Origin of the sequence: Sphingopyxis sp. MC1, assembly GCF_000371385.1 — a bacterium.
Taxonomy (GTDB): Bacteria; Pseudomonadota; Alphaproteobacteria; order Sphingomonadales; family Sphingomonadaceae; genus Sphingopyxis; species Sphingopyxis terrae.
In genome coordinates, this window is record NZ_AOUN01000004.1 from 41,295 (window position 1) to 67,853 (window position 26,559).

23 protein-coding genes are annotated in these 26,559 nt (G+C 66.4%); 9 read left to right on the plus strand and 14 right to left on the minus strand.

Annotation, left to right across the window (positions count from 1 at the left end):
- Positions 1-30 precede the first annotated feature (30 nt).
- Entirely contained in the window at positions 31-1,458 is a 1,428-nt protein-coding gene (locus EBMC1_RS06980; RefSeq protein WP_003042709.1) for a WS/DGAT/MGAT family O-acyltransferase, read from the plus strand.
- A gap of 34 nt (positions 1,459-1,492) precedes the next feature.
- Here the strand turns inward: EBMC1_RS06980 and rbfA are convergent, their stop codons facing one another.
- The 6 genes from rbfA to rimP are packed head-to-tail and all read right to left on the minus strand — an operon-like array spanning position 1,493 to position 7,785.
- Positions 1,493-1,903: a 30S ribosome-binding factor RbfA gene (gene rbfA / locus EBMC1_RS06985; protein ID WP_003042712.1), complete on the minus strand. Its 411-nt coding sequence runs from the start codon at positions 1,901-1,903 to the stop codon at positions 1,493-1,495.
- Between the two features lie 42 nt (positions 1,904-1,945).
- On the minus strand, positions 1,946-2,242 hold the full coding sequence (locus EBMC1_RS06990; RefSeq protein WP_003042716.1) for a GIY-YIG nuclease family protein: 297 nt from the start codon (positions 2,240-2,242) through the stop codon (positions 1,946-1,948).
- A 54-nt stretch (positions 2,243-2,296) separates the two neighbouring features.
- On the minus strand, positions 2,297-4,837 hold the full coding sequence (gene infB, locus EBMC1_RS06995) for a translation initiation factor IF-2 (RefSeq protein WP_003042719.1): 2,541 nt from the start codon (positions 4,835-4,837) through the stop codon (positions 2,297-2,299).
- A 17-nt stretch (positions 4,838-4,854) separates the two neighbouring features.
- Complete coding sequence (locus tag EBMC1_RS07000; protein WP_003042720.1) at positions 4,855-5,625, minus strand: DUF448 domain-containing protein; 771 nt, start codon at positions 5,623-5,625, stop codon at positions 4,855-4,857.
- Positions 5,606-7,240, minus strand: a complete 1,635-nt coding sequence (gene nusA / locus EBMC1_RS07005; protein WP_003042722.1) for a transcription termination factor NusA — start codon at positions 7,238-7,240, stop codon at positions 5,606-5,608. Before nusA ends, EBMC1_RS07000 begins: the two co-directional genes overlap by 20 nt.
- Complete coding sequence (gene rimP, locus EBMC1_RS07010; RefSeq protein ID WP_003042725.1) at positions 7,240-7,785, minus strand: ribosome maturation protein RimP; 546 nt, start codon at positions 7,783-7,785, stop codon at positions 7,240-7,242. The genes nusA and rimP overlap by 1 nt, the downstream gene beginning before the upstream one ends.
- A 278-nt stretch (positions 7,786-8,063) precedes the next feature.
- Here rimP and EBMC1_RS07015 point away from each other — a divergent pair, with 278 nt between their 5' ends.
- The 4 genes from EBMC1_RS07015 (at position 8,064) to EBMC1_RS07030 (ending at position 11,069) form a co-directional block, all read left to right on the plus strand.
- The gene (locus EBMC1_RS07015) at positions 8,064-8,435 is read left to right on the plus strand and encodes a hypothetical protein (protein WP_156001045.1); all 372 of its coding nucleotides are present in this window, start codon (positions 8,064-8,066) and stop codon (positions 8,433-8,435) included.
- 105 nt (positions 8,436-8,540) lie between these two features.
- Positions 8,541-9,335, plus strand: coding sequence for an ABC transporter ATP-binding protein (locus EBMC1_RS07020; protein ID WP_003042733.1), 795 nt, complete (start codon positions 8,541-8,543; stop codon positions 9,333-9,335).
- Positions 9,336-9,479: 144 nt separating this feature from the next.
- Positions 9,480-10,631 carry a cell wall hydrolase gene (locus EBMC1_RS07025; RefSeq protein ID WP_003042737.1) on the plus strand — a complete coding sequence of 384 codons (1,152 nt, stop codon included), beginning with the start codon at positions 9,480-9,482 and terminating at the stop codon, positions 10,629-10,631.
- Positions 10,632-10,679: 48 nt separating this feature from the next.
- A complete protein-coding gene (locus tag EBMC1_RS07030; RefSeq protein WP_003042741.1) occupies positions 10,680-11,069 on the plus strand; it encodes a VOC family protein in 390 nt (129 codons plus the stop codon).
- A gap of 36 nt (positions 11,070-11,105) precedes the next feature.
- Here EBMC1_RS07030 and EBMC1_RS07035 read toward each other — a convergent pair whose 3' ends face one another.
- From EBMC1_RS07035 to EBMC1_RS07055, 5 genes are all read right to left on the minus strand, one after another.
- Complete coding sequence (locus EBMC1_RS07035) at positions 11,106-12,818, minus strand: ATP-binding protein (RefSeq protein ID WP_003042744.1); 1,713 nt, start codon at positions 12,816-12,818, stop codon at positions 11,106-11,108.
- A 71-nt stretch (positions 12,819-12,889) separates the two neighbouring features.
- Entirely contained in the window at positions 12,890-13,660 is a 771-nt protein-coding gene (locus tag EBMC1_RS07040; protein ID WP_003042747.1) for a TIGR02186 family protein, read from the minus strand.
- Entirely contained in the window at positions 13,657-14,565 is a 909-nt protein-coding gene (locus EBMC1_RS07045; RefSeq protein WP_003042748.1) for a sulfite exporter TauE/SafE family protein, read from the minus strand. Before EBMC1_RS07045 ends, EBMC1_RS07040 begins: the two co-directional genes overlap by 4 nt.
- Positions 14,566-14,773: 208 nt before the next feature.
- A complete protein-coding gene (locus EBMC1_RS17780; RefSeq protein ID WP_051066370.1) occupies positions 14,774-15,868 on the minus strand; it encodes a hypothetical protein in 1,095 nt (364 codons plus the stop codon).
- Entirely contained in the window at positions 15,856-17,280 is a 1,425-nt protein-coding gene (locus EBMC1_RS07055) for a glycosyl transferase family protein (protein ID WP_003042752.1), read from the minus strand. Before EBMC1_RS07055 ends, EBMC1_RS17780 begins: the two co-directional genes overlap by 13 nt.
- Positions 17,281-17,432: 152 nt before the next feature.
- Between EBMC1_RS07055 and nhaA the strand changes: the two genes are divergently transcribed.
- From nhaA to EBMC1_RS07075, 4 genes are all read left to right on the plus strand, one after another.
- Complete coding sequence (gene nhaA / locus EBMC1_RS07060) at positions 17,433-18,719, plus strand: Na+/H+ antiporter NhaA (protein ID WP_040589772.1); 1,287 nt, start codon at positions 17,433-17,435, stop codon at positions 18,717-18,719.
- Positions 18,720-18,763: 44 nt separating this feature from the next.
- Positions 18,764-20,206: a hypothetical protein gene (locus EBMC1_RS07065; protein WP_156001051.1), complete on the plus strand. Its 1,443-nt coding sequence runs from the start codon at positions 18,764-18,766 to the stop codon at positions 20,204-20,206.
- A gap of 139 nt (positions 20,207-20,345) precedes the next feature.
- Complete coding sequence (locus EBMC1_RS07070; protein WP_003042757.1) at positions 20,346-21,116, plus strand: tryptophan 2,3-dioxygenase family protein; 771 nt, start codon at positions 20,346-20,348, stop codon at positions 21,114-21,116.
- A complete protein-coding gene (locus EBMC1_RS07075) occupies positions 21,113-22,240 on the plus strand; it encodes an aminotransferase class V-fold PLP-dependent enzyme (RefSeq protein WP_003042759.1) in 1,128 nt (375 codons plus the stop codon). Before EBMC1_RS07070 ends, EBMC1_RS07075 begins: the two co-directional genes overlap by 4 nt.
- 9 nt (positions 22,241-22,249) lie before the next feature.
- Here EBMC1_RS07075 and EBMC1_RS07080 read toward each other — a convergent pair whose 3' ends face one another.
- From EBMC1_RS07080 to EBMC1_RS07090, 3 genes are read right to left on the minus strand one after another with little or no spacing between them, the layout of a single operon-like run.
- Complete coding sequence (locus EBMC1_RS07080; protein ID WP_003042761.1) at positions 22,250-23,674, minus strand: amidase; 1,425 nt, start codon at positions 23,672-23,674, stop codon at positions 22,250-22,252.
- 18 nt (positions 23,675-23,692) lie between these two features.
- Positions 23,693-24,700 (minus strand): zinc-dependent alcohol dehydrogenase family protein, encoded by a 1,008-nt coding sequence (locus EBMC1_RS07085; RefSeq protein WP_003042763.1) that lies wholly within the window; start codon positions 24,698-24,700, stop codon positions 23,693-23,695.
- A complete protein-coding gene (locus EBMC1_RS07090; RefSeq protein ID WP_003042765.1) occupies positions 24,700-26,448 on the minus strand; it encodes an N-acyl-D-amino-acid deacylase family protein in 1,749 nt (582 codons plus the stop codon). The genes EBMC1_RS07085 and EBMC1_RS07090 overlap by 1 nt, the downstream gene beginning before the upstream one ends.
- Positions 26,449-26,559: the final 111 nt, after the last annotated feature.

Here is a 26,559-nt window from a genome sequence, read left to right on the forward strand (position 1 = left end):
GATGCAGCATTAACAGTGGGGAGAGCTGCAATGCGATTGATGCCGGTGACCGATGCGATGTTCCTGTGGGGGGAAAGTCGCGAAATGCCGATGCATATCGGCGGCATCAACCTCTACACGCTGCCCGACGATGTCGACGAAACCGATTGGCTGAACGAACAGCTCGCACTGTTGCGCCAGTCGGAAGGGCTGCGGCGGCCGTTCAGCGAGGTGCTGAAACTCACCCCGCTCGGCCAGTACGGCCCGATCCGGCTCGAACCCGACCGCGACATCGACATGCACTATCATGTGCGCTCGGCCGCGCTGCCCAAGCCGGGGCGCTATCGCGAGATGTTCGAACTCGCCTCGCGCCTCCATTCCAGCCTGCTCGACCGCACCCGCCCCTTGTGGGAAATCACGCTGATCTCAGGGCTCCCCAATCGGCAGATCGCAACCTTCAAGAAGGTGCATCATGCGCTGATGGACGGCGCGGCGAGCATCCATTTCTATAATTCGATGTTCTCGCCCGACCCCAAGGAACGGCGGACCTGCTCGCCGCTGTCGGTCGAGGCCTATGAAGCCTATAAGCGCAAATTCCCGTCGCCCAAAAAGCCGCCGCGCCCCAGCCTGACCGACATCGCCGCGATCGGCGAGTTTCTGAAGGAGCAATGGGGCAACAGCGTCGGCGTGACCAAGGCGCTCAACCAATATGTCGCGGCGATGTTCGGCATCGGCGGCGATGGGCTGGTCACCCCCTTTGCCGGCGTGCCGCGCACCAGCTTCAACCGCAACATCACCGGCGCCCGCCGCTTCGTCGCGCAAAGCTGGTCGCTCGAACGCGTCCGCGCCGTCGGCAAGGCCTATGACGGGACGATCAACGACGCGGTGCTCGGCATGTGCGCGGGCGCGATGCGCAAATATCTGCAATCGCTGAACGAGCTGCCCGACAAGCCTTTGAAAGCCATGGCGCCGGTGTCGATCCGGCCCAAGGACGATATCGATTCGGGCAATTCGGTTGCCTCGGTGACGGCCAATCTCGCGACCCATATCGACGACCCCGCCGAACGCATGGCGGCGATCCAGGCATCGATGAACGCCGCCAAGGCGCAGTTGCGCGCGATGACCGCGCAGCAGATCCAGCTCTATACCGCAATCACGAATTTCCCGCAGATGCTGACCGCGCTGACGCGTACCGCCGACAAATTCCCAGCCTATTCGGCGACCATCTCCAACGTCCCCGGCCCGCGCGAGCAGATGTACTGGAACGGCGCGCGGCTCGACGGCATGTATCCCGCGAGCATCCCCGTCGACGGCATGGCGATGAACATCACGCAGGTGTCGAATTTCAGGAATATCGATTTCGGCATCACCGCGTGCCGCCGCAGCGTGCCGCACGCACAGCGGATGATCGACTATCTGGAAGAAGCGCTGGTCGAGCTGGAAGCCGCGGCAGGGATCAAGACACCGAAGGGAAAATAGCGCCTATCCGCTCCCACCAACCCGTCATCCGGGCTCAGTCTTGAATTTCGCCCTCGCCGCTGCCCAAGTCGCGCGCCACTTTGGGATCGCGCAGCAGTTGGTCGATATGGCTCGCCTCGTCGAAGCTTTCGTCGGCGAGGAATTTGAGCTTCGCCGCATATTTCATGCGGATGCGGTGCGCGACTTCGCGCTGGAGATAGGCGGTGTTGGTGCGCAACGCCTTCAGCACCGCCTCCTCGTCGCGGCCGAGCAGCGGCTTCACGAATACCGTGGCATGGCGCAGGTCGGGCGACATGCGCACTTCGGTCACGCTCACCGGATGCGTCGCGAGGACATCGTCATGCACGTCGCCGCGCTGAAGTATCTCGCTCAGCACGTGGCGCACCTGTTCGCCCACGCGCAGGACGCGGACCGAGGGGCCTTCGGATTTTTCGTTATGCCGCATCGCACCCTCCATGTTCCCCCGCGAAGGCGGGGGTCCAGAGCGTCAGGAATTCAACGTCGGGTATAAATCGTTCCACAGCGGGTTCATCTCTTCGATCGCGCGCAATTTCCAGGCGCGATTCCATTTCTTCATACGCAGTTCGTAAGCACGCGCATCCTGAATGTCATCAAAGGCGAGGTGCCAGACGAGCAGCTTGCAACCATAGTCATGCGTGAAGCCTGGTACGACGCCGCTCCGATGCTCCCACGCGCGCTTCGCGAGGTTGCTCGTGACGCCGATATAGATGGTACCATTGCGCCCACTGGCCATGATATAGACATAGCCCGGCCTTGTGCCCATCCATCGTCGCTCCACGCCGCTCTGGGCCCCCGCCTTCGCGGGCGCGCAAAGGGATCACAACGTCCGCGCGCGTTCCTCGACCTCGAAGACTTCGAGGTGATCGCCCGGCTTGATGTCGTTGGTATCCGCCAGCACGACGCCGCATTCCAGGCCTGCGCGCACTTCGGCGACATCGTCCTTGAAACGGCGGAGCGACGCGATGGTCGTTGCCGAGACGATGACGTCCTCGCGCGTGAGACGCGCGTGGAGCCCCTTGCGGATGATGCCTTCGAGCACCAGCAGACCCGCGGCCTTGTCGCGCTTGCCGGCCGGGAAGACTTCCTTGACCTCGGCGCGGCCGACGACGGTTTCGACGCGTTCCGGGCCCAGCTCGCCCGCCATCTCCTTCGCGACTTCCTCGGTCAGGTGATAGATGACGTCATAGTACATGAAGCGCACTTTTTCGCGGTTCGCGATCTCGCGCGCCTTGGCGTTGGGGCGGACGTTGAAGCCGATGATCGGCGCATTCGTCGCCGCCGCCAGCGTCACGTCGCTTTCGGTGATCGCGCCGGCGCCCGAATGGAGCACGCGGACGCGGATCTCGTCGGTCGACAGCTTGTTGAGCGCGTTGACGATCGCTTCGACGCTGCCCTGCACGTCGGCCTTGATGACCACCGGATATTCGATGACATTGGCCTTGTCGGCGAGCGCCGAGAACATGCCTTCCAGGCTGACCGGCGCCTGCGCCGTCCGCTTCTTGAGCGCCTGTTCCTGACGATAGGCGGCGACTTCGCGCGCGCGCGCCTCATTCTCGACCACGGTCAGCGTGTCGCCCGCCATCGGCACCCCGCCGAGGCCCAGAACCTCGACCGGCATGGACGGACCGGCTTCCTTGATCTGCTGGCCCTGATCGTTGACGAGCGCGCGGACGCGACCGCTTTCGGCGCCGCAGACGAAGATGTCGCCGACCTTCAGCGTCCCGCGACGGACGAGGATCGTCGCAACGGGGCCGCGGCCCTTGTCGAGCTTGGCCTCGACCACCGTCCCCTCGGCCGAACGGTCGGGGTTGGCCTTGAGCTCCATGATCTCGGCCTGAAGTGCGATAGCGTCGAGCAGCTTGTCGAGGCCAGTCTTCTTGAGCGCCGAAACTTCGACATTCTGGACGTCGCCGCCCATTTCCTCGACGACGATCTCGTGCTCGAGAAGGCGTTCGCGCACGCGCTGCGGGTTCGCGCCTTCCTTGTCGACCTTGTTGATCGCCACGATGATCGGCACGCCGGCCGCCTTCGCATGGTTGATCGATTCGATCGTCTGCGGCTTCAGCCCGTCGTCGGCCGCCACCACCAGCACCGCGATATCGGTGACGTTGGCACCGCGCGCGCGCATTTCGGTGAAGGCTTCGTGGCCCGGCGTATCGAGGAAGGTGACTTGGCTCCCGTCGGGGGTCTTCACCTGATAGGCGCCGATATGCTGGGTGATGCCGCCGGCTTCGCCCGACTGGACGCTGGTGCCGCGCAGCGCGTCGAGCAAGCTGGTCTTGCCGTGATCGACGTGGCCCATGATGGTGACCACCGGCGCGCGGGGCTTCATCTGTTCGGGCGCATCGACGTCCTGATCGTTGCGGATATCGACATCGGCTTCGCTGACGCGTTTGATCTCGTGCCCGAATTCGGTGACGAGCAGTTCAGCCGTATCCTGGTCGATCGTCTGATTGACGGTGACCATCATGCCCATCTTGAACAGCGCCTTGACGAGATCGGCGCCCTTTTCGGCCATGCGGTTCGCCAGTTCCTGCACGGTGATCGTGTCGGGAACGACGACTTCGCGAACCTGCTTTTCGCGCGGACCGCTCGGCATCAGGTGCGAACGCTTTTCCTTTTCGCGAGCGCGCTTCAGCGCGGCGAGGCTGCGCGCCCGCGCGCCTTCGTCCTCGTTGAGCGCGCGCGTGACGGTCAGCTTGCCCGACTGGCGCCGGTGATCGCCGCGATGTTCCTTCTTCTGTTCGGGGCGCTTCGGTTCGGGACGCTTCGGCGCCTCGACCGGCGTGAAGCGACGCGGCGCGGGCGCAGCGCTGCTCGTCGTGGCGGCGCGCGGCGCGGCTTCGGCCGGCTTGGCTTCGGCAGCAGGCGCGGCCGGCGCTTCGGCGGCGGGCTCGGCAGCAGCCGGAGCGGGCGCTTCCTCGGAAGCCTTGGATTTTTCCTCGCGCGCTTCGGCGGCACGCGCGCGCTCTTCCTCGAGCGCGCGGGCGCGTTCGGCCTCTTCGCGGCGGCGCGCTTCTTCAAGCGCGGCGAGACGCGCCTCTTCGGCTTCGCGCAGCAACTGCGTCTGGCGCTCCTGACGCGACATCAGGCTGTCGGCCTTGGGCGCGGCAGGCTTGGGTGCCGGTGCGGGCGCAGCCGGCTTCGGCGCGGGTGCAGGCGCGGCCTCGACCGCTTCAGCCTCGGGCGCGGGCGCCGCTTCGCCGGGACGGCCAAGCACGCGGCGGCGCTTCACCTCGACCACCACCGTATTGCGGCGGCCATGGCTGAATTGCTGCTGCACCTGTCCGGCCTCTACCGTGCGCTTCAGCCCGAGGGGCTTGCGGGTCAGAGTCGGCTTGTCCTGTTCGTCACTCATCGAAACGTCTTATTCCTTCAATACGCGTCCGAAACCGGAGAGTCCGTGTCGGGCTCCCTGGACGCCATCCCATTCCCCGCCGTGCGGGAATCCTGATCGGAAACGCGGTTGGCCGCGTCCCTAAACCATCCGGTGAAAAACTGCCAGCGGCTCAAATGCGCCAGCACCCGGTCAGCGGCACGGGCGTCGGTCACGCCCAGATGCACCGCATTTTCACGCCCCAATGCCATAGATAGGGTGTATCGGTCCACCGGCAAGACGGTGCCCTCGCGGCCGGACCCTTCGTGATCCTCGCCGACCCGCCACGCCTGTGCCAGTTTCTTGCGCCCATCTTCGCCGGCATCCTGCGCATGCAGGAGCAGGCGGACCTGGCCGCGGCGCGCCGCGTCCTCGATCCGCTCGCTGCCGAGGATCAGCATTCCGCCGCGCGCCTCAAGCCCCAGCCGGTCGAGCGTCGCACGCGCGAGTTGCGCCTCGATCCGCGCGCCCAGATCGTCGGGAATCGTGAAGGCGCTGTCCTGCAGCGCCCGCGCCAGCCCGCCCTTGAGCTTGCCCTTCGCCTGCGCCGCTTCCAGTGCGTCGCGGTCGACCCCGATCCACGCGCCGCGCCCCGGCGCCTTGCCGAGCACGTCGGGCGCGATCGTGCCGTCGGGCCCGAGCGCAAGGCGCACGAGCCGTCCGGCCGGCGCCACGTCGCCGGTTACCACACAGCGCCTTTCGGGCGCGTGCTGTCCGCGCTTACCCGCGCGGTCGGTTTGGCTTAGCTGATCATTGCGCGGGGTCCGCATCGGCGGCCTCCCCGGTCTGGGCTTCGGCTTCGGCAGCCGGTTCGTCGTCGAACCAGTGCGCGCGCGCCGCCATGATGATCTCGTTGCCCTGCTCTTCCGACAGGCCATATTCGCCGAGCACGCCGCCCTTGTCTTCGGCGCGTTCCGAACGCTCGCGCGCCGGGCCGCGGCGATTCTCGCTGCGCTTCTTCGCGATCAGTTCGTCGGTCGCGAGGTCAGCCAGATCGTCGAGCGTCTTGATCCCCGCCTTGCCGAGCGTGACGAGCATCGCTTCGGTCAGGTGCGGCAGTTCGGCCAGATCATCCTCGACGCCAAGCCCGCGGCGTTCCTGGCGCGCGGCTTCTTCGCGGCGTTCGAGCGCTTCGGTCGCACGGCTCTGCAGCTCTTCGGCCAGCTCGTCGTCGAAGCCTTCGATGCTCGCCAGTTCGTCGAGCGGCACATAAGCGACTTCTTCGAGTTCGCCGAAACCTTCGGCAACGAGCAACTGCGCGAGCGTTTCGTCGACGTCGAGTTCTTCCTGGAACATCGTCGAGCGTTCGACGAATTCGCGCTGGCGCTTTTCGCTCGCGTCGGCCTCGGTCATGATGTCGATCTGCTTGCCGGTCAGCTGGCTGGCGAGACGGACGTTCTGGCCGCGGCGGCCGATGGCAAGGCTGAGCTGATCGTCGGGAACGACGACTTCGATACGGCCGTCATCTTCGTCGATGACGACGCGCTGCACCGTCGCGGGCTGCAGCGCGTTGACGACGAAGGTTGCGGTGTCTTCCGACCAGGGAATGATGTCGATCTTTTCGCCCTGCATTTCCTGGACGACCGCCTGAACGCGGCTGCCCTTCATGCCGACGCACGCGCCGACGGGATCGATCGAGCCGTCATAGCTGATGACGCCGATCTTGGCGCGGCTGCCCGGATCGCGCGCCGCGGCCTTGATCTCGATGATGCCGTCGTAGATTTCGGGCACTTCCTGCGCGAACAGCTTCTTCATGAAGTCGGGGTGCGCGCGGCTGAGGAAAATCTGCGGCCCGCGATTTTCGCGGCGCACCGACAGGATCAGCGCGCGGACGCGATCGCCGACGCGCATCAGTTCGCGCGGGATCTGCTGGTCCCGGCGGATCACGCCTTCGGCGCGGCCCAGATTGACGACGATGTGGCCGAATTCGACCGACTTGACGACACCGGTGATGATCTCGCCCGCGCGGTCCTTATATTCCTCGAACTGGCGCTCGCGGTCGGCTTCGCGGACCTTCTGGAAGATCACCTGCTTCGCCGACTGGGCATCGATGCGACCAAGGTCGACCGCGGGCAGCGGATCGACGATGAAGTCGCCGACCTTCGCATCCTTCTGCAGCTTCTGGCCGGCGGCAAGGTCGACCTGCTTGAAATAATCATCGACCTGTTCGACCACCTCGACGACGCGCCACAGGCGCAGGTCGCCGGTCTGCGCGTCGAGCTTGGCGCGGATGTCGTTCTCGGCGCCGTAGCGGGCGCGCGCCGCGCGCTGGATCGCTTCCTCGATGGCCTCGATGACGATGCCCTTGTCGATCATCTTCTCGCTGGCGACGCTGTTGGCGATCGCGAGCAGTTCGGCCTTGTTGGCGGAAATGGCAGTGGCCATCAGTCCTGTCCTTCTTCTTCCATGTCGTCGGCACCCTCGATCGAGAGCGGGACGGTTGCGGCAATCAATTTGTCGGTAAGGACGAGCTTGGCCGTGTCGATCGCGTCGAACGGCAGCTTGTGCTCGACCCCTTCCTTGTCGAAAATCGTGACGATACCGGCGTCGATGCCGGCGAGTTCGCCATTGAAGCGCAGGCGCCCGTCACGCTTTTCCTTCAGCGCGACCTTCGCCTCATGCCCCGCCCAGTCGGCAAAGTCGGCGGGACGCGTCAGCGGGCGGTCGATCCCGGGCGACGACACTTCGAGGCGATAGGCGCCCTCGATCGGATCCTCGCCCGCTTCCTCTAGCGCGTCGAGCCGGTCCGAAATGCGGCGCGACAGATCGGCGCAATCGTCGATCGTCAGCTGGCGCGTATCGGGCCGTTCGGCCATCACCTGCAGCGTCGGGTCTTCCTCGCCGCCGAAAAAGGCGACGCGCACGAGCGCAAGGCCCAACGCCTCGGCTTCGGGCGCGATGATCGCATTGAGGACGTCGAAATCGACCAAGCTTCATTCCCAAATATCGCGACCGGAAAAGCCATGCGTTTACGGCCGCCGCGGCCCGCGGCCCCGACGTCCTATCTGGCTAACCATGTCTAGGAGTGAGCGTGCATATAGGCGCGTTGCGGGGAGTCGGCAAGCGGAGATTGGGGTGGGCGGCTTTCCGGTCGGTTGGGGTCGTCGGGCCGGATCGGCATGGATGGCAGGTAGCGACCGATTGCTGACGTAGGAAATCCTTAGGCCCTAATCGGCATACAGGTAGCCAATTAGCAAGAGGTCTCGATGTGATGGAACTGTTACTCGACTGGATCGAACTGGTCGTAGCATTGGCGCTAGTGCTGGCAGTCGGGGTTGCCTGGCTTGCTAGACCACTATTTGAACATATTTCGGGCCAAAGAATGCAGCAAAGCAACTTCGTCGTGTTTGAGGCATACGAAGTCCATTGGCAGTGCCTGAAAAGCGACATGGAGAGAGCGGGTTGGCGGTCCACCGATATTGAACCTGCGCACGGTGAAGCGAACCTGTATCGCTTTCAGAAATGCACCCCTCTCGCAGAGAAGCTTGGCGATCTCATAAACAAGGGGATGCCGGAAACAGCGAACCGCAAAGAAGGTGCCGACCTGCTAATCAAGGTCGCCGAACACGGAATTGCATGAGATCGAACTGAAAATAACGTTTGTGGGGGCTCCCCGCCCTCAAAGCGGCCTCCCCGCCCACCTTTCCACTTCCCTCGCGCGCGCGGTCATGCTCAACGCGCCGGCATGGTCGACGATTCCCCCCTGCTCGCGCTGTCGAACGTCCGCGTCATGGCGGACGAGGCGTGCATTCTCGATCTGCCCGCGCTGACCATCCCGGCGGGCGAGAGCGCCGCGATCCTTGGCGCCAACGGTTCGGGCAAATCGACATTGGTCAAGCTGATCGCGCGCCAGCTTTATCCTGCTTGGGGTGCCGATGTCCGCATCTTCGGGCAGGACAGCTGGAACGTCTTCGACCTGCGCAAGCTGCTCGGCATCGTGTCGTCGACGATGCAGCTCGACTTCGACGCCGAACCTCCGCTGGAGGTACTCGACTGCGTCGTCTCGGGCTTCTTTGCCTCGCGCGGGCTGTGGGCGCATCAAAGCTACACGCAGGATATGGTCGATGTTTCGGTGGCGGCGCTCGGCGATGTCGGCGCGCAGCATCTGATCGGGCGCAGCATGGCGAGCCTGTCAACGGGCGAGGCCCGCCGCGTCCTCATCGCCCGCGCGCTTGCGCACCGCCCGCGCGCGCTGCTGCTCGACGAACCCTGCGCCGGGCTCGACCCCGCGGCACGGCATCATTTCCTCGACATGCTGCGTGGCGTCGCGCGCAGCGGGGTCGCGCTGTTGCTGATCACCCATCATATCGAGGAGATATTACCCGAGATCGACCGCATCGTGATGCTGCGCGGCGGCCGCCTCGACCGCGACGGCGCCAAGGCCGATCTGCTGACCGGCGACAGCCTGACGCGCCTGTTCGGCCTGCCGATGACGGTGACGGAGCGGCACGGCTGGTATCAGGCGGATATCCACCCCTGACCGCCGCCGCATTGCCTCCTGTCCCGCTGCGGGACAGCGCACACGCGGTGCAATCTTTTATTCGCACCTCGCGGCATAAGCAGGGATCGCAGCACGCCTGGGCGAATCGGCCGATCGGGCGGGGCACCGGATTTTGACGCGCGCATGAAACCCGAACTCAACCTCGACGCTCCCGGCTATGCCGACGCCCGCGCCGCCTGGCGCGGTGCGCCGCGCGCGGCCGCTGCGGCGGCGGGTCCGGGGCGCAACTTCTGGATCGGCCTGCTCGCCGCCGTGCTTGTCGCCAGCGTGGCGCTCGCGCTGTCGAGCGGCCAGTTCCGCCCGCGCGGCTTCGGCCCCTACAGCGTGTCGGTGCCGCTGACCTTCAAACCCTATGACCCGACGCGCTGGGCGGTGATGAATTCGGACAGCTATGCCGACGCGCTCAAGATCGACCCGACGCTGCCCGATCCCAGCAGCGTCGGCTATGCCGATGCGACCGCGCTGCCGCCCGCCGATCCGGCGCAGCTTCGCGACGAAGCCTTTGTCGGCCCGGCGGCCAAATCCTATGTCTTTCGCGGCGTCACCGCGCTCGACCGCGAACGCGCGCATTATTGCCTGACCTCCGCCCTCTATTACGAGGCGGCCTCCGAAAGCGATGACGGGATGCGCGGCGTGGCGCAGACGGTGCTCAATCGCGTGCGCCACCCGAGCTTTCCCAACACCGTGTGCGGCGTCGTCTTTCAGGGTTCCGAACGCGCCGGCGTGTGCCAGTTCACCTTCTCGTGCGACGGCGCGATGGCGCGCGCGCCGAGCCGCGACAACTGGCTGCGCGCGAGCCGCATCGCATCAGCGGCCCTGAACGGCGCCGTCTTTCCGGGCGTCGGGCTCGCCACCCATTATCACACCACCGCGATCTGGCCGCGCTGGGGCAAGAGCCTGGTGATGACCAACATCGTCGGCGCCCATATCTTCCACCGCTGGCGCGGCCGCTGGGGCATGCCCGACGCGTTCCGCGCGCCCTATCTGGGCCGCGAGCCGGTGCCTGGCCCCTATCTTCCCGTCGCGCAGCAGCTTGCGATGCTGAAGAAGGGGCCGATCCCGGGCGCGCCCCTGTTGCCCGCCGCTGCGGTCGATCCCTTGCCCGCAGGCGGCCCCGCACCGCTGCCCGGCACGCTGAGCGCGCCGGCGCAGACCGCGGCACCGCCCCCTTCGGTGACCGCCGCGCCCACGCCGCCGGCCTACAGCGACCCGCGGCTCAACCAGTCGGGTCAGATCCGCGAGGAATATCAGAAGAGCGGCGAGTGGATTCGGTAGGCCCGACGCGCTAGCTTCTTCTGCTCACAAGGCGAAGGAGGCGTTTCCATGGGACATGTCAAAGGTATCGGCGGCCTGTTCTTCCGCGCACGCGACCCCGCCGCGCTCAGCGACTGGTATCGCGACCGTCTCGGCGTCGGCGGCGGATGCAGCGCCGACGACAGCGCGCCGGTCAACCAATGGGTGTGGACGGTGACCGGCGGACCGCTGGTCTTCTCGCCTTTCAAGGCCGACACCGACTATTTCCCGGCCGACCGCCAGTTCATGATCAACCTGCGCGTCGACGATCTCGACGCGGTGCTCGCGCCGTTCCGCGCCGCCGGCGAGGAGGTGATTACCAAGAAGGAATGGGATGATCCGTCGGTCGGCCGCTTCGCGCGCGTCCACGACCCCGAAGGCAATCCGATCGAATTGTGGGAGCCGGCGCAAGCCGGCTAGATCGCCGTCCCGGCGAAAGCCGGGACGACGGAAGCCTTACCTGCCCTGGCTGCGCCAGCGCTTGACGACGCGCTCCAATATTTCTGGCTCGCCGCCGGTTTCGCGCCAAAGCTGCGAGAAGAGCGGATCGCTCGACGCGGGGCGCTTGTCTTCCTCGAGCGTGTCGAGGTGGACGCGAATCGGGATCGACACGCCCTCGCCGCAGATGATGCATTCGCGGTTGCGCAGCGCCGGGATCGAATCGATGAAACCGCGCGCGCCTTCGGGCATCGCCGCCTTCACGAAATGCTGGTCGCGTTCGTTGTTGAGGCGCATCGAGATGATCGTGCCGCACTGCGACAGCACGCCTTCGGCAAGGTCGGACGGGCGCTGGGTGATGAGGCCCAACGACACCCCGTATTTACGGCCTTCCTTGGCGATACGTTCGAGGATTTTGCGCACCGCCTGCCCCTGTCCGCTATCCTTCGACGGGATGTAGCGGTGGGCTTCTTCGCAAACGAGCAGGATCGGACGCTGCGGCTCGCCGCGCGACCAGATTGCATAGTCGAAGGTCAGGCGCGACAGCACCGCGACGACCACGCCCGTGATGTCCGACGGCACCCCCGACACGTCGATGATCGAGATCGGCCGGCCGTCCGACGGCAGTCGGAAAATCTTGCCAAGGAAGTTTGCCATCGTGTCGGCGACGAGCATACCGGAGAACATGAAATTATAGCGCGGGTCGGCGCGCATTTCCTCGATCTTGCCCTTGATGCGCATGAAGGGCGCCGACGAGGTCGCCTTGTCGAGCTTGCCCATCTCGTTCTGCAGGATGTTGAGCAGATCCGACAACAGATAGGGGATCGGCGAATCGACCGTGATCTTCGTCATCCCCTCGGCCAGCCGGTTCTTGAGCCGCGCCTGGAGCAGACATTTGGCGAGCACGTCGCAATCGCCCTGGCGGTCGCGCCCCTCGCTGGTGACGAAAACCTCGCAATGTTCCTCGAAATTCATCAGCCAATAGGGCATCGCGAGATTGTCGACGTCGAACAGCGCGCCGGTGCCCTTGAACGCCGCCGAATATTCGCCGTGCGGGTCGATCATCACGATATGGCCTTGCGGTGCCAGTTCGCAGATCTTGTGCAGGATCAGCGCGGCGCTCGTCGATTTACCCGTACCGGTCGATCCGAGCAGCGCGAAATGCTTGCCGAGCATCGCGTCGACATACAGCGAACCGCGAATGTCGCGCGTCGGATAGACGGTCCCGATCTCGACATGCGCCCGCTCGTCGGCGGCGTAGATCTGCTTGAGGTCGGCGCTGGTCGCAGCATAGACTTGGCTACCCGGAATCGGATAGCGCGTCACGCCGCGGCGGAAATTGTGGATGCGGCCGGTCAGCTTTTCTTCTTCGCCTTCGCCGAGGAAGTCGATCGCCGCGACGATCAGTCCCTCGCCGCGCTCGTAAAGCTGCTGGTCGCGCACGCTGGCGAGCAGCCAGACATTGCCGACGCGCACCTTGACCTGCGCGCCCACCTGGCCCGCCATCGCGACCGACGGGTCGTTCGATGTCGACAAGCCCTGCAACGCCGAAGCATCGAGCAGGATGCGCGAAGCCGAGCCGGCAATGTCGATCACTTCGCCGATCAGAAGGTCGTCGCGGTGGTGCGCCTGCACCGGCGCAATCGGCGCCGCCGTGCCGCCGCCCGCCAGCCTGACATGCTGCGCAGCCGTCGCGTCGCCGGTACCAAAACCGCCCCCATGCATATCCATATTCAGCCCCGCCATATGTTTGTCCCGCGGCGACTATCGCAGGCGAGGGTAAACAAAGCGCTTATGATAGATCAGCGGCGGCGGAAAAGCGCCGATGCGGCATAGCCGAGCAGCAGCGACAGCGCGACCGCGGCAAGGCCGTAGAGGAACCCGTGCCGCTGCGCCGCGAGCGCGACGAAACGTTCGAAGCCCGCCTTGCGGATCTGAACGTCGCGCGAGGCGACGGCCAGCACGCGTCCCTTGCTGATCAGATAGGTTTCGGCGCGGTAGGTGCCCACGGGAACGCGCGCCGGCACGGGGATTCGCGCCCGATACAACACGCCTTCGGTAATCTCGACCGCCGAAGGGTTTTCGTAGAACAGCCCCATGCGGCGATAGAGATCGACCAGCCCCGCCTCGAACCGCTCGAGCTTCTTCGCCTCCGAAAAGCCGGTCGGGGACATCGACAGATTTTTAAGGCCAAGCTCGAAGATCGCCGCGGTGCGTTCGTCGACCAGCTTGTCGACCGGGCGCGACGACCCGATCGCGTAGAAACCGGGCGAGGTGCGCAGCCGGATGCTGCTGGCGTTGACCCACATGCCCGCGATGCGCTGCTTTTCGCGCAGCACCACTGGCCGCACCGGGCCCTTCAGAACGACGACGATGTCGGCGCGATCGTCGGGCAGGCGCTGACCGGGATAGAGGATCGCGCCGAACAGCAGCAATTCCTCGCCGGTGAAGCTGTACTGGATTTCGATCGAGCGGCTCGACACGTCGGGCACCAGACGCGGGTCGACCGCCTGCGCCGCGGCGGGCAGCAGCAACAGCAGCAGCGCTGCGATCGAGGCGCCGATCCGCGTCACTGGACGGTGTAGATTTCGTCGGGACGGATGAAGAGGCCAACCGCCATGCGCAGTGCGACGAGCAGCACGATAATCGCCAGCGCCATGCGCAAATATTCAGGGCGGACCTTTTGCGCGAAGCGCGCGCCGATCTGCGCGCCCGTCACGCTGCCGAGCAGCAGCAGGCCGGCAAGGACAATATCGACCGCGCCCGTCGTCATCGCATGGACCATCGTCGTCGCGATGGTGACGAACAGGATCTGGAACAGCGAGGTGCCGACGACCACCTGCGCTCCCATGCCGAGCAGGAAGATCATCGCCGGGACCATGATGAAACCGCCGCCGACGCCGAGCAGCATCGTCAATATGCCGACGAGCGCCCCGAGGATCAGCGGCGCGAGCGGCGAAATATAGAGGCCCGAACGATAGAAGCGCCAGCGCATCGGCAGGTTCGCGACCATCGGATGGTGGCGCCGCTTGCGCGCCGGCGCCGGAAGCCCGGCCTGCAGCGCGCGCAGCGCACCCCATGCTTCGCGCGCCATCAACCCGCCGACCGATCCCAGCAGCACGACGTAAAGGATGTTGATCGTCGTATCGATCTGCCCCCATGCGGTGAGCAGTTCGAACAATCCGGCGCCGATCAACGATCCGAGCAACCCGCCGGCGATCAGCACAGCGCCCATGCGCAAATCGACGCCGCCGCGCTCGAAATGCGCGAGCGCGCCCGATACACTGGCCCCCGTCACCTGCGTCGCGGCCGACGCCGCGGCGACGGTCGGCGGGATACCGTAAAAGATAAGCAGCGGCGTCGTCAGAAAGCCGCCGCCGACGCCGAACATGCCCGACAGAAAGCCGACCCCGCCGCCCAACAGCACGATGACCAGCGCGTTGACCGACAGATTGGCGACAGGAAGGTAAAGATCCATGGGCCCCGTATGCACGTCAGCGGCGCAAAACCAGCACCGATTCCGCCGACCCTAGAGCCTTTTCAGCGCAGGTGGAACCACCTGACGAGCGGGATAAGCGCGCAAAAGGCAAATCCCGCGCGCCGCCTGTGTTGCGGGCAGAAGCCGTCCCAAGAACGCGCTGTCCCGGCGCATGAAATCGGCCGTGCCACCGCGCGCCGGGGGGTTGTCAAAAGTCGCTCGCCAGCGTCAGCGCGAGGCCGCTTTCGGGGCGGGCACCGCCAGCGACGCGCTGTCGCCAGTCGAGCGCGATGCTGCTGCCCTGGCCGACATCGGGCAAGCGGAGCGTCAGCCGTGGCCCGACATCGACGCGTGCGACACCGGGCTGTATGGCGCCTGCCGCCATCCCGCCCACGCTGACGCGGGTCGGACCCGCCGCCGCTATCTCGCGATCGATCGAAATCGCACCGTCGGCAAAGACGTCGCCCCGGCGCAGCCCGACAACCCCCGCCTCGCCATAGGCGTCGAGCCGGAAGTCATGCGGCAGCGGTAGCGCGCTCACGCCGCCGACGACCATCGCGGCAAAGGCGCTGCGCCCCTCATGGCCGATCGCAATGCGGCGCTCGACCGCAACATCGACGGGCAGGCCGGGTGCCGGAGCAAATGCCAGTCCGAGCGCCAGTTCGCTCTGTTCGGGACGGCGCAAGGCCGCGGTCGCCCGCCCATAGACGCGCAGCGCTCCGTCTCCGGCGAGCGCGTGCGCGACGCGGAAGCCCGCCTGCGAACCGCCCAATTGCCCGTCGCCCGCCAGCGACCGCCCGTCGCCGTCCCGCAAATAGACCCATGCCGATGCCGACAGCCCCGATAATTGCCGCTGCATCCAGAAGGCGCCGCCGCGACCAGGCGCTGCACGCGCAGGCGCGGTCGCAAGATTCCACGTTCGTGGTTCTGCGGCCGCGGCGCGCGGCGGGGCGGCGGGGAAGAGGCGGGCCATCAAGGCGAGGCTCAGCTGCGGCAAATCGGCGCCGAGGTCGGGCACTGCAGGGGTTGCGGCATGTCGCGGTCGCCGCGGCAAAGCGCCATGGGCGATCCGCTGCACGACCGGCGCCGACGCAGCCGCGATCGCACCCTGGTCGGGCGCGCCGGACAGAACCGTCGGAAACCAGGGCGGCGCGACCGGTATCGGCGGCGCGGGAGTCGCGGCGCTCCACAGCATCAGCGCGCGCAAGGAGATCCAACCACCGATGCAGAATGCCAGAAACCGCAGCGCCGGGGCGCCGCCGGACGCCGGACCGCTATAGGCCGTGCGATTCACCGCAACCATGCTTCGGAAAGGAGCAAGGGACGCGGAGCCTCGACGGCGGGGTGATCGGTCTTGTCCCAGACCACCCGCCCCGAACGCTGCATCGTCCAATAGCATGCGATCGCGCGCCGCGCCGCAAGGACCGCGATCAGATTGGCGACAAAGGCGCGCGGCGCCGCCGCGAAACCGGCGCGAAGCCCATAGCAGCGCGCGGTGAAAAGAAAGCGCATCGAAAGCCGCCACAGCAACAGGACGGCATTGAACGCGAGCAGCCAGCGCAGCGTGTCGCCGATGTCGACCGCGGACCAGCCGAACAGCGTCTCTCCCGCCATGGCCAGCCCCGCCAAAATCATCCCGATATAGGCCGCCAGAATGACGATCGCCGCAAGCGGCGCGCGCCGGTCGCGCCAGAGCATCCAGCGCGCGGCCCAGGCGCGCGATGCGCCGCGTGGGCCATCGTCGGGGCGCGCCGCCGGCCAAGCGACATGATCCCATCCCGCGAGCGCGATGCCGACGACCCAGCGCGCCTTTTGCCGCGCCGCCGCCTCGACCCGTGCCGGAAATTCGCCGCGCGAGACGATCCGCGTCCGGTCATCGTCGACCGCATCGACGAAACGCGCCGACAGGCCGAAGGCATCGAGCAGCATCCCGACCTCATAATCCTCCGCCAGACTGTCGGCGCGGAACGGGTCGCCCCCGCGCTCGATCGCCAGCAGCGACAGCGCATTGCGCGTCAGCGCGGTTCCGACGCCCGCCGACGGCAGCGGCAGGCGAAGGCGCGAGCGCAGCGCCAACTCCTTGCCATGCGCCTCCGCAAACTCGTCGGCATAATGTCCGCCGATCCAGCGTTGACCGGGTTCGTAATGCGGCACGACGGGGATCTGCACCATCGCATCCTGCGCGAGATGCACGCGATAGAGCGCGATTTCGGCCGGATGCACCCGATCTTCGGCATCGTGGAGCACGACTGCGGCAAAACGCCGCCCCTCGGCGCGCTCATCCTCGCCCAGCGCGTGCCACATCCGGTTGAGATTATCGCCTTTTGTCGTTGGCCCGGCCGCCGGCCCGATCACCAGCCGCACCCGCCGGTCGCGCGCCACCAGCGGGGCGACCGCCATCAGCGTCGCGGCATCATTGGGGTAGCAGCCGACGTAGAGCCGGACATCCTCGCCATCCCAGCTTCGCAGCAGGTGGGTGAGGGTCGCGGGCAACACCGCCGCCTCGCGCCACGCCGGCACGAAGACCGCAACCGTTCCCGAAACCGGATCGCGCCCGCGAACAGCGTCGCGCCGCGCCCGGCCAGCCCCGAACCAGAGCGCATCGAACAAGAGATCGTCGAGCCCGAACAAAAGGATGCCCACCGATGCGAACAGCATCAGTTCATGACCGGCACCCTGTACCAGCCAGCCCAGCCATGCGGTCGACCCTTCCACCCGCCTGCCCTGCTCTGCCCCTGTCTCTGACGTCTTGGCGTCACATATCGCAATGCCTAATCGGCGGAATCGGTTTGTAAAGCGTGACGCAGCCGTTCGAGCGCGCTACGACGTCCACCAAATGGCCCCCAGACAAAAAGAGGTGTAATTTCGTGACCCGCAGTTCGTCGCCACGCTCGGCTCTCCGCGACTTTCTTGAAAGCGAGAGCGCCGGCGGGATGTTGCTGATTTTCGCGGCCGCTTTGGCAATGATTATCGCCAATTCGGCACTGGCCACCGATTATCACCACGCAATCCATGCGGTGACGGGGCCGACGCTGACCGACAAGCTGGGTCCGATGACCGTTCACCTGTGGGTGAATGATAGCCTGATGGCGATTTTCTTCCTGCTCGTCGGGCTCGAGATCAAGCGCGAGTTCGTTGACGGACGCCTTGCGAGCTGGGATCGGCGGCGGCTGCCGATGATCGCCGCTGCAGCGGGCATGGCGGTTCCCGCGGTGATCTACATACTGCTCGCGGGGGGCACGGCGGGCCTTGCGCAAGGCTGGGCGATCCCCGCTGCGACCGACATCGCCTTTGCGATCGGCGTGCTCGCGCTGCTCGGCAAGCGCGCGCCGACGTCGCTCAAGCTGTTTCTGGTGACCGTCGCGATCGTCGACGACATGGGTGCGGTCGCGATCATCGCGCTTTTCTATACGGCCGAAATCAACATGCTGGCGCTCGGCGCTGCGGCGCTGCTGCTCGGCGTGATGTTCGCGGTCAACCGCGCCGGGGTGAAGCATCTCGCGGTCTATCTGCTGCTCTTTGCGCTGCTCTGGTACGCGATGCTGCTCTCGGGCGTGCATGCGACGATCGCCGGCGTCCTCGCGGCGATGGCGATCCCCTTCGAACGCACGCCGGGCGCGCCGGACAGCGAAACCTCGCCGCTCCACCGTCTGGAACATGGTCTGCACCCGTGGGTCGCCTTTGCGATCGTGCCGCTGTTCGGCTTCGCCAATGCCGGTGTCGACGTGCGCGGACTGGGGCTCGATCAGATTTTCGCGCCGCTGCCGCTCGGCATCGCGGCCGGGCTGTTCTTCGGCAAGCAGGTCGGCATTTTCGGCAGCGTCTGGCTGGCCGTAAAGCTGGGGATCGCGGGCAAGCTGCGCGGTGCGACCTGGCTGCAAATCTATGGCGTGTCGGTGCTGTGCGGGATCGGCTTCACGATGAGCCTGTTCATCGGCGGCCTTGCCTTCCCCGGCAACGCCCTGCTGATCGAGGAGGCCAAGATCGGTATCCTGATGGGATCGCTCGTCGCCGCGCTGACCGGTTTTGCCGTGCTGCGCTTCGCTCCGCTCCATCCCGACCATTCGGGGATCGAGACGAGTTCGGACGCGGAAATCGCCCGCGACGGCGATGTCAGCGACACCTCCGAAGTGCGGCCCGCCACGGCTGGCTGATGCCCCGCCGCAGCGCTCTTCTGGCCCTTGCCGTCCTTGCAGGCATGACCCTGTCGGGATGCTATGCGCTCGACCCCGAGATGCGGCGGGTCGTGGCGCAGCGCAAGGCGGCTGAACGCGCGGCAAAGGACGCACCAACCAAGCAGGCGCCGTCGGAACCGGCAATGGCCGTCACGATCCTGCCGCAAACGGTGCTGCCGCCGCCGATGCCGGCGCCCGCCGGAACGGACGCCGCGTTCGATCCCGCCGTGGCCGCGGTTGCGCGCCACACGCTCGACAGCGTGGCGCATGATTATGTCGGGCTGGTTCTCGAATTGGGCACGCATAACAAGAGCGATATCGACGCCTATTACGGACCGAAGGCGCTGATGGCGGCCGCCGTGACCGATCCGCGGAGCCTTGCAAGGCTGGGCGAAGCTGCGCGCCAGCTCTCGGCATCGCTCGACGACGTCGCGCCCCACCTGACCGCAGCCGCCGACCAACGGCGCTTGCGCGCGCTGAAGGCGATTCTGCTCGCGGCCGAGACGCGCAGCGAAATGTTGCAGGGCAAGCGCTTTGCCTTTGCCGACGAGGCCGAACGGCTTTTCGGCGTGCGCCCGAAGCTCGAACCGCTGTCCGCCTATGACGCCACGCTGGCTACCATCGCGCAGCTCGTCCCCGGCGGCGGCGAGTTGGCCGATCGCGTCGAAGCCTATTTCGACCGCTTCACCATTCCCGCCGCCCGGCTGAAGCCGACCTTCGACGCCGCGATCGCCCAGTGCCGCGCCCGGACCGCCGCGCAGGTGGCGATGCCCGAGGGCGAGAATTTCGACCTGCAGTTCGTCACCGGAAAGAGCTGGAGCGGCTATAATTTCTACATGGGCGGCTATCGCAGCATCATCCAGGTTAACACCGACCTGCCGATCCGCCTGTCGCGCGCGCTCGATCTCGGCTGCCACGAAGGCTATCCGGGCCACCATCTGTTCAATCTGCAAATCGAAGCAAAGCTGGTCCGCGACCGCAACTGGATCGAATATAGCGTCTACCCGCTTTACAGCCCGCAAAGCTTTCTTGCCGAAGGAAGCGCCAATTACGGCATCGACCTTGCTTTTCCGGCTGACGAACGCATCGCCGTCGAGCGCGGCACGATCATGCCGCTGGCGGGCATCGAACCGCCTGCCGACGAGCGCTACTGGCAGCTTCTCGATGCGATGAAAGCGCTGTCGGGCGCGCGGCTGACGATTGCGCAGCAATATCTCGACGGCGCGATCGACCGGCCGACGGCGGTGGCGTTGACGCAGAAATATGGGCTCGTTTCGCGCGCGCGCGCCGAGCAGATGACCGATTTCACCGAAAAATATCGCAGCTACGTCATCAACTACGGGCTCGGCGAAGCGATGGTGCGTGACTATGTCGAACGCGGTGCGCCGTCCCGCGACACGATGTGGCGCCGCTTTCTGGGCCTGCTGGGCGAACCCACCCTGCCCGCGGATATTGCCGCGCAATGACCCCCGCGGTCGCCCTTCTCTGGCTCGGCCAGGCGGGATCGCCGCGGCGTCCGCCCGCCGGAGTGGCTCCGCGCGATTGATCCGTCGGTGCGCCAAACCGGGCGCGCCCTTTCGGTTCCATCAATCGCAAGGATTTCCCATGCACCTCGACAAACAGGATATTCACCAGCGCATCGAAGCGCCGGTCATGAAGGATTATGGCGTCTATCTGGCGGTCGACCGTCTGCTCGATTGCCAGAAGCCGCTCGCAGAGCTTTGCACCCCCGACGAATTGCAGTTCCAGATCGTCCATCAGGTCGAGGAATTGTGGATGAAGCTGATGGCCTTCACCCTCGCCGAAATTGACGGCCATATGGCGGCGGGCGAGACGATGCGCGTCCTGTCGCTCTTCGACCGGGTCAACCGGATCATGCGGCTGATGACCGATCAGCTGGCGCTGCTGGAGACGATGAGTCCGTTCGACTATCAGGCGATCCGGCTTCAGCTCGGCAATGGGTCGGGGCAGGAAAGCCCCGGCTTCCAGCTCCTGCTCACCCTGCCGCAGCCGCTGTGGGCGCGCTACAAATCGGCCTATCTCGATCCCGCCGGGCGCAGCGTCGCCGACGTATACGACACCGGCTACCGCCACGACGAGGCCTATATGGTCGCCGAGGCGCTGATCGAATTCGACGAGCTGTTCCAGATCTTTCGCGCCCATCACATCTATCTCATCCACCGGTCGATCGGCATGGGATCGAAATCGCTCAAAGGGCGTCCGGTCGAACTGCTCAATGCCGGCGCGCGGCATCGATTCTTCCCCGAACTGTGGGACATTCGTGCCGAAATGACTGACCGCTGGGGCGCCGAATATGGCGTCAAGCGCGACAGTATCAGCGGCAATGCGCCGGCCGGACACGGCAGCGGCCTGTGAGCGGCGCGCTGCTGCCGGCCGCGGTTGCCGGGCACTTTTTCCTGCCGCCCGGCGCCGTCTATCTGAAAAGCCACAGCGTCGGATGCCAGCCGCGCAGCGCCGAGGCGCTGCTGCGCGACCGGATGCTGACCCCGTGGCGCGAGACGGGCGAGGCCTGGCCGCACTGGCTGGAGGCGATCGACGCCTGGCGCGCCGCGCTGGCGGAGCTGATCGGTGTCGAAGCACGCGATCTGTGCCCCGCCACCAATGTCAGCGCGGCGCTGTCGCGCTACCTCTCGGCGCTAGGCACCGCGACGACCCGGCGCACCATCCTGCTCGCGCCGAGCGCCTTTCCGACGATCGGCTATGTCGCAAGCGGGCTCGCCGCCGCGGGGTGGACGACGCGCTATCTGCCTGCCGCCGCCGATGTGCGCGATCCCGCGCAGTGGGCATCGGCGCTGGACGACGATGTGGCGCTGGTTGTTGCCATGCACGTCAGCTCGAACAGCGGCGCGCTGACCGACATCGCCGCCGTCGCCGCGGCCGCGCACGCCGCGGGCGCGCGCTGCATCGCCGATTGCGCGCAATCGGTCGGCCTTGTTCCCGTCACGCCCGCCCTATGGGGCGTCGATGCGGTGATCGGCACCAGTATCAAATGGCTGTGCGGCGGACCGGGCGCGGCGTGGCTATGGGTCGCGCCGCACGACCGCACCGCGCTCGATCCGATGGAGCGCGGCTGGTGGAGCCACGACAATCCGTTCGAGATGGATATCGAAAGCTTCCGCTATGCCCCCGACGCGCGCCGCTGGTGGGGCGGCACCCCCGATGTCGCACCGTTCGTCCTGTCGACCGCGGGTATCGAAGCCGTCACCGCAATCGGCGTCGAGCGGGTGCGCGCGCATAATCGCGCGCTCCAGACGATCCTCCGCGCCGCGCTTGAACCCCGGACGCCGCAGTGGCGCTGGCCCAAAGGCGACATCGGCGGAACGCTGTGCATCGACACCGGCGCCGACCAGCCGCGTGTCGCCGCGGCGCTCACCGCGAATGCGATCAGCGCCGACTTCCGCGGCACCACCGTCCGGCTGTCATTTCACGCCTATAATGGCGCCGACGACGCCGAAGCGGCCGTTCGCGCGCTCGTCTGACGGTCGCCCCTAGAGCGCCGGGCGCCGGTCAAACCAGGGCTGTGCCTCTTCGAGCTGGGCCGCGAGCTGGAGCAACAGCGCCTCTTCGCCGAAGCGCCCGACGAACTGCGTTCCCATCGGCAATCCCTCGGGCGTCCACCACAGGGGGACATTGATTGCGGGCTGCCCCGTCGCGTTCTGGATCGCGGTGAAGGGAACATAGTCGGTCATCGCGCCGAAACCGGCCGCCACATCTTCGCTGTCGAGTGGGAAACTGCCGTTGCGCGGCGGCGGGGCGCCGAGCGTCGGGGTCAGCCAGACGTCATGGTCGGCGTGCCACGCCGCGACCGCGCGCGCCATCTGTTGCAGCTGGAAGATCGCGCCCCACAGTTGCGGCGCGCTGATCGCCTTGCCCATCGCGTAAAGGCCGCGCGTCAGCCCCTCCAGATTGTCGGGACCGGGCGTCTGCCCTGTCATCATCGCGATGCCGTCGATCTGCATCGCCGCGCCGCTCGACCAGATCGCCATGAAGGCCGGGACCATCGCATCATTGTCCACCGGGGGCGATGCCTCCTCGACATGATGACCCAGGCTCTCGCACAGTTTTGCCGCATGTTCGACCGCGGCGACCGCCTGAGGATCGAGCGTCCGTCCACCCGGCGCCGAGCGCGCGAATGCAATCCGCAGTTTGGGGCATGGCGCCTCGGCGGCCCCGCGCCAGCTCGGCGGAGCGGGCGGCGCCGCATAGGGATCGCCGGGTTCGGCGCCCGCGGTGACATCGAGCATCGCGGCGGTGTCGCGCACGCTGCGGCTGACGATATGTTCGGCGGCGAGGCCGCCCATCACATCGCCGAGCATCGGCCCCAAGGGGTTGCGCCCGCGCGTCGGCTTCAGCCCGACCAGCCCGTTGCAGCTGGCCGGGATGCGGATCGATCCGCCGCCGTCGTTGGCATGCGCGACGGGCACCATGCCGCTCGCCACCGCCGCGCCCGACCCGCCCGACGAGCCGCCGGTCGAATGCGCCGGGTTCCACGGGTTGCAGGCGGGACCGTACAGCTTGCTCTCGGTCGTCGCGACGACGCCGAATTCGGGCACATTGGTCTTGCCGATCGGGATCAGCCCGCCCGCCAGGAAACGCTGCACCAACGTCGCGGTAAAGGGCATCGGAACGGGCGGCGAGATGCGCGATCCATTGCGCGTCGGCCAGCCGGCGAGATCGCCCAATATATCCTTGAGCAGGAAGGGAACGCCCCGGAACGGCCCGTCGGGAAGCGGTGCCTTCGCGCGCGCCCGGGCGCCATCATAATCGGTGAAGATCACCGCGTTCAGGCGCGGGTTGAGCGCCTCGATCCGTTCGATCGCGCTATCGACCAGCTCGAGCGGCGATACCGCGCCCTTTGCGACGAGGTCGGCAAGGCCGAGCGCGTCGTAACGATCATATTCGGCAAACCCCACAGGCCCGTCCTTTTCGTATCAGATGTCGACGACGATCTTGCCGAAATGCTTGTTCGCGGCCTGATGGCGGAACGCATCGGCGAGGCCTTCGAGCGGGAAATGATCGCTGATCACCGGCCGGATCGCATTTGCCTCGATCCCGGCGATCATGTCGAGCTGTTGCTGACGGCTCCCCACGGTCAAACCCTGAACGCGCAGATTCTTCGCCATCAGCAGCGCGGTCTGCACCGGCCCGGCAAAGCCCGCGAGCACGCCGATCAGCGCGACATGGCCACCGACGCGCGTTGCAATCATCGACTGGTCGAGCGTACCGGCACCCCCGATCTCCACGACGCAATCGACGCCGCGCCCGCCGGTCAGTTCCATCGCCTTTGCGCCCCAGGCGGGAACCGCCTTGTAATTGATCAGCTCGTCGGCACCGAGATCCTTGAGCCGTGCGAGCTTATCGTCGGACGAGCTGGTCGCGATCACCCGCGCGCCTGCTGCCTTGGCGAATTGCAACGCAAAGATCGACACGCCGCCCGATCCCTGCACCAGCACGGTCGAACCCGGCCGGATCGCATCATCGACGAACAGCGCGCGCCAGGCGGTCAGCCCGGCGCAGGTCAGCGTCGCGGCCTCCGCGGCCGAATAGCCCGCCGGGACGCGTGTAAACCAGTGGTCGGGCGTCACGACGACATCGCGGGCATAGCCGTCGATGCCGTCACCCGGTACCCGCGTGAAAGCGCTCGTCGGCGGCGCGCCGTCGATCCAGTCGGGAAAGAAGATCGAGACGACCGGATCGCCCACCGCGAACTGCGTCACCCCTTCGCCCACCGCCTCGACCACGCCGGCACCGTCGGACATCGGGATGCGCCCGTCGGCAGCGGGGATCATGCCTGCCACCACCGCATAGTCGTGGAAGTTGAGCGACGACGCCGCCAGCCGCACCCGGATCTCGCCCGGCCCGGGTTGCCCGGGATCGGCGAGATCGGTGAGCGTCAGATTGTCGAGCGAAGCGGGAGCGCGAAGCCGGACCGCCCGCATCATTCCGCCGCCATCGCCAGCTCGACGCGCTGCGGACCGCGGATCACGCCGCCCGGATAGGCGCCCTGCGCTTCGCCGCCCTTGAAGGTGACGACGCCCGACTTGACCGTCGCAACATAGCCGTCGGCCTTTTGCAGCAGGCGCTTGCCGCCCGCGGGAAGGTCGAAGGCGAGCCACGGTTTGCCGAGCTTGATCGCATCCATGTCGATGACATTGAGGTCGGCGAGATAGCCCGGTGCGACCAGCCCGCGATCTTCGAGCCCATAGAGCAGCGCCGTGTCGCGGCACTGGCGCTTGATCGCCCGTTCCAGCGGCACGCGTCCGCCGCGCTTGCGATCGCGCACCCAATGCTGAAGCATGAAGGTGGGCGACGCGGCATCGCAGATCGTGCCGCAATGCGCGCCGCCGTCCGACAGGCTGTTCACCGTATCGTCGCTGTCCTGCAGCGCCTCGAGGAAGTCGAGGTTGCCGTCGGCATAGTTGAGGATCGGCAGATAGGCGAAACCGGTCGCATCGTCGCGGCACAGCAGATCATAGGCATATTCGGCCGGATCGACGCCCGCCGCCGTGGCGCGCGCCGCGATGCTGGCATCGGCGCCGGGCTCATAGTCGAAATCCTCGTCCATCTCGAACTGCATGGTCCAGCCGCCGGCGACGACCATCAACAGCCCCATGATGTCCTGCGGCGCTTCGCTGAAGTCATTGTCTTCGGAAAGGAGCTGCGCCTTGAACGCGGGGTCGAGCAGCTTTGCCTTTTGCTCGTCCCACGACAGGCCCTCAATGGCGCGCCACGACGGGCGGAAGCGGAAGGGATGGACGGTGCCGCGCCACGCCATGATGATGCCGTTGCCGCGCAGCGCGATCTGCGCGACGATATTGGCACCCTTGGCATTTTCGGCGCGCATCGTTTCGATCTGTTCGTCGAGCGGCAATTCCTTGGCGATCGACTGGAGCGCCGCAAAGGTCACGGGCAGCCCGGTTTCGCGGCTCAGCTTGCCCATCCAGTCGAACTCGTTCCATTCGCGGTTGAGGTCGCTCGCCATTTCGAACACGCCGTAACCGACGCGGCCCATCGCACGGCCGATCTCGATCAGTTCCTCGGCGGTCGCGGTCGTGCCGGGGACGACTTCACCGTTGACCGATTTGTGGATGACGGTGCGGCTCGTCGAAAAGCCGAGCGCGCCGGCGCGCACCCCCTCTTCGACGATGCGCGACATTTCGGCGATGTCCTCGGCCGTCGGCACCGCGCCCGGCTGTTCGCGGTCGCCCAGCACATAGGCGCGCACCGCGCCATGCGGGACGTGGCACGCGACATCGATGGTGCGCGGCAGTTTTTCGAGCGCATCCATATATTCGGGGAAGGTTTCCCATTCCCAGCTCATCCCTTCGGCGAGCGCGGTGCCGGGAATATCCTCGACGCCTTCCATCAGGCCGATCAGCCAGTCGTGGCGGTCGGGCCGCGCGGGCGCGAAGCCGACGCCGCAATTGCCCATGACGACGGTGGTGACGCCGTGCCAGCTCGACGGCGCCATTTCCTGATCCCACGTCGCCTGCCCGTCATAATGGGTGTGAACGTCGACGAAGCCGGGGGTGACGATCTTGCCGCGCGCGTCGATTTCCTCGCGCCCGGCGCCGAGGTCGGTGCCGACCGCGACGATGCGATCGCCCTCTACCGCCACATCGGCCACCATGGACGAACCGCCCGTGCCATCGACGACGGTGCCGCCGCGAATCACCAGATCGTACATCTCGCTCTCCCGTTATTTGGTTTCAGTGCGAAACCTATCATCAAATTCGGACAGTGCAAATAAGCGCGCGCGGCGTGCGGCGAACGGCTATAGCCGTGCGACAAACCAACG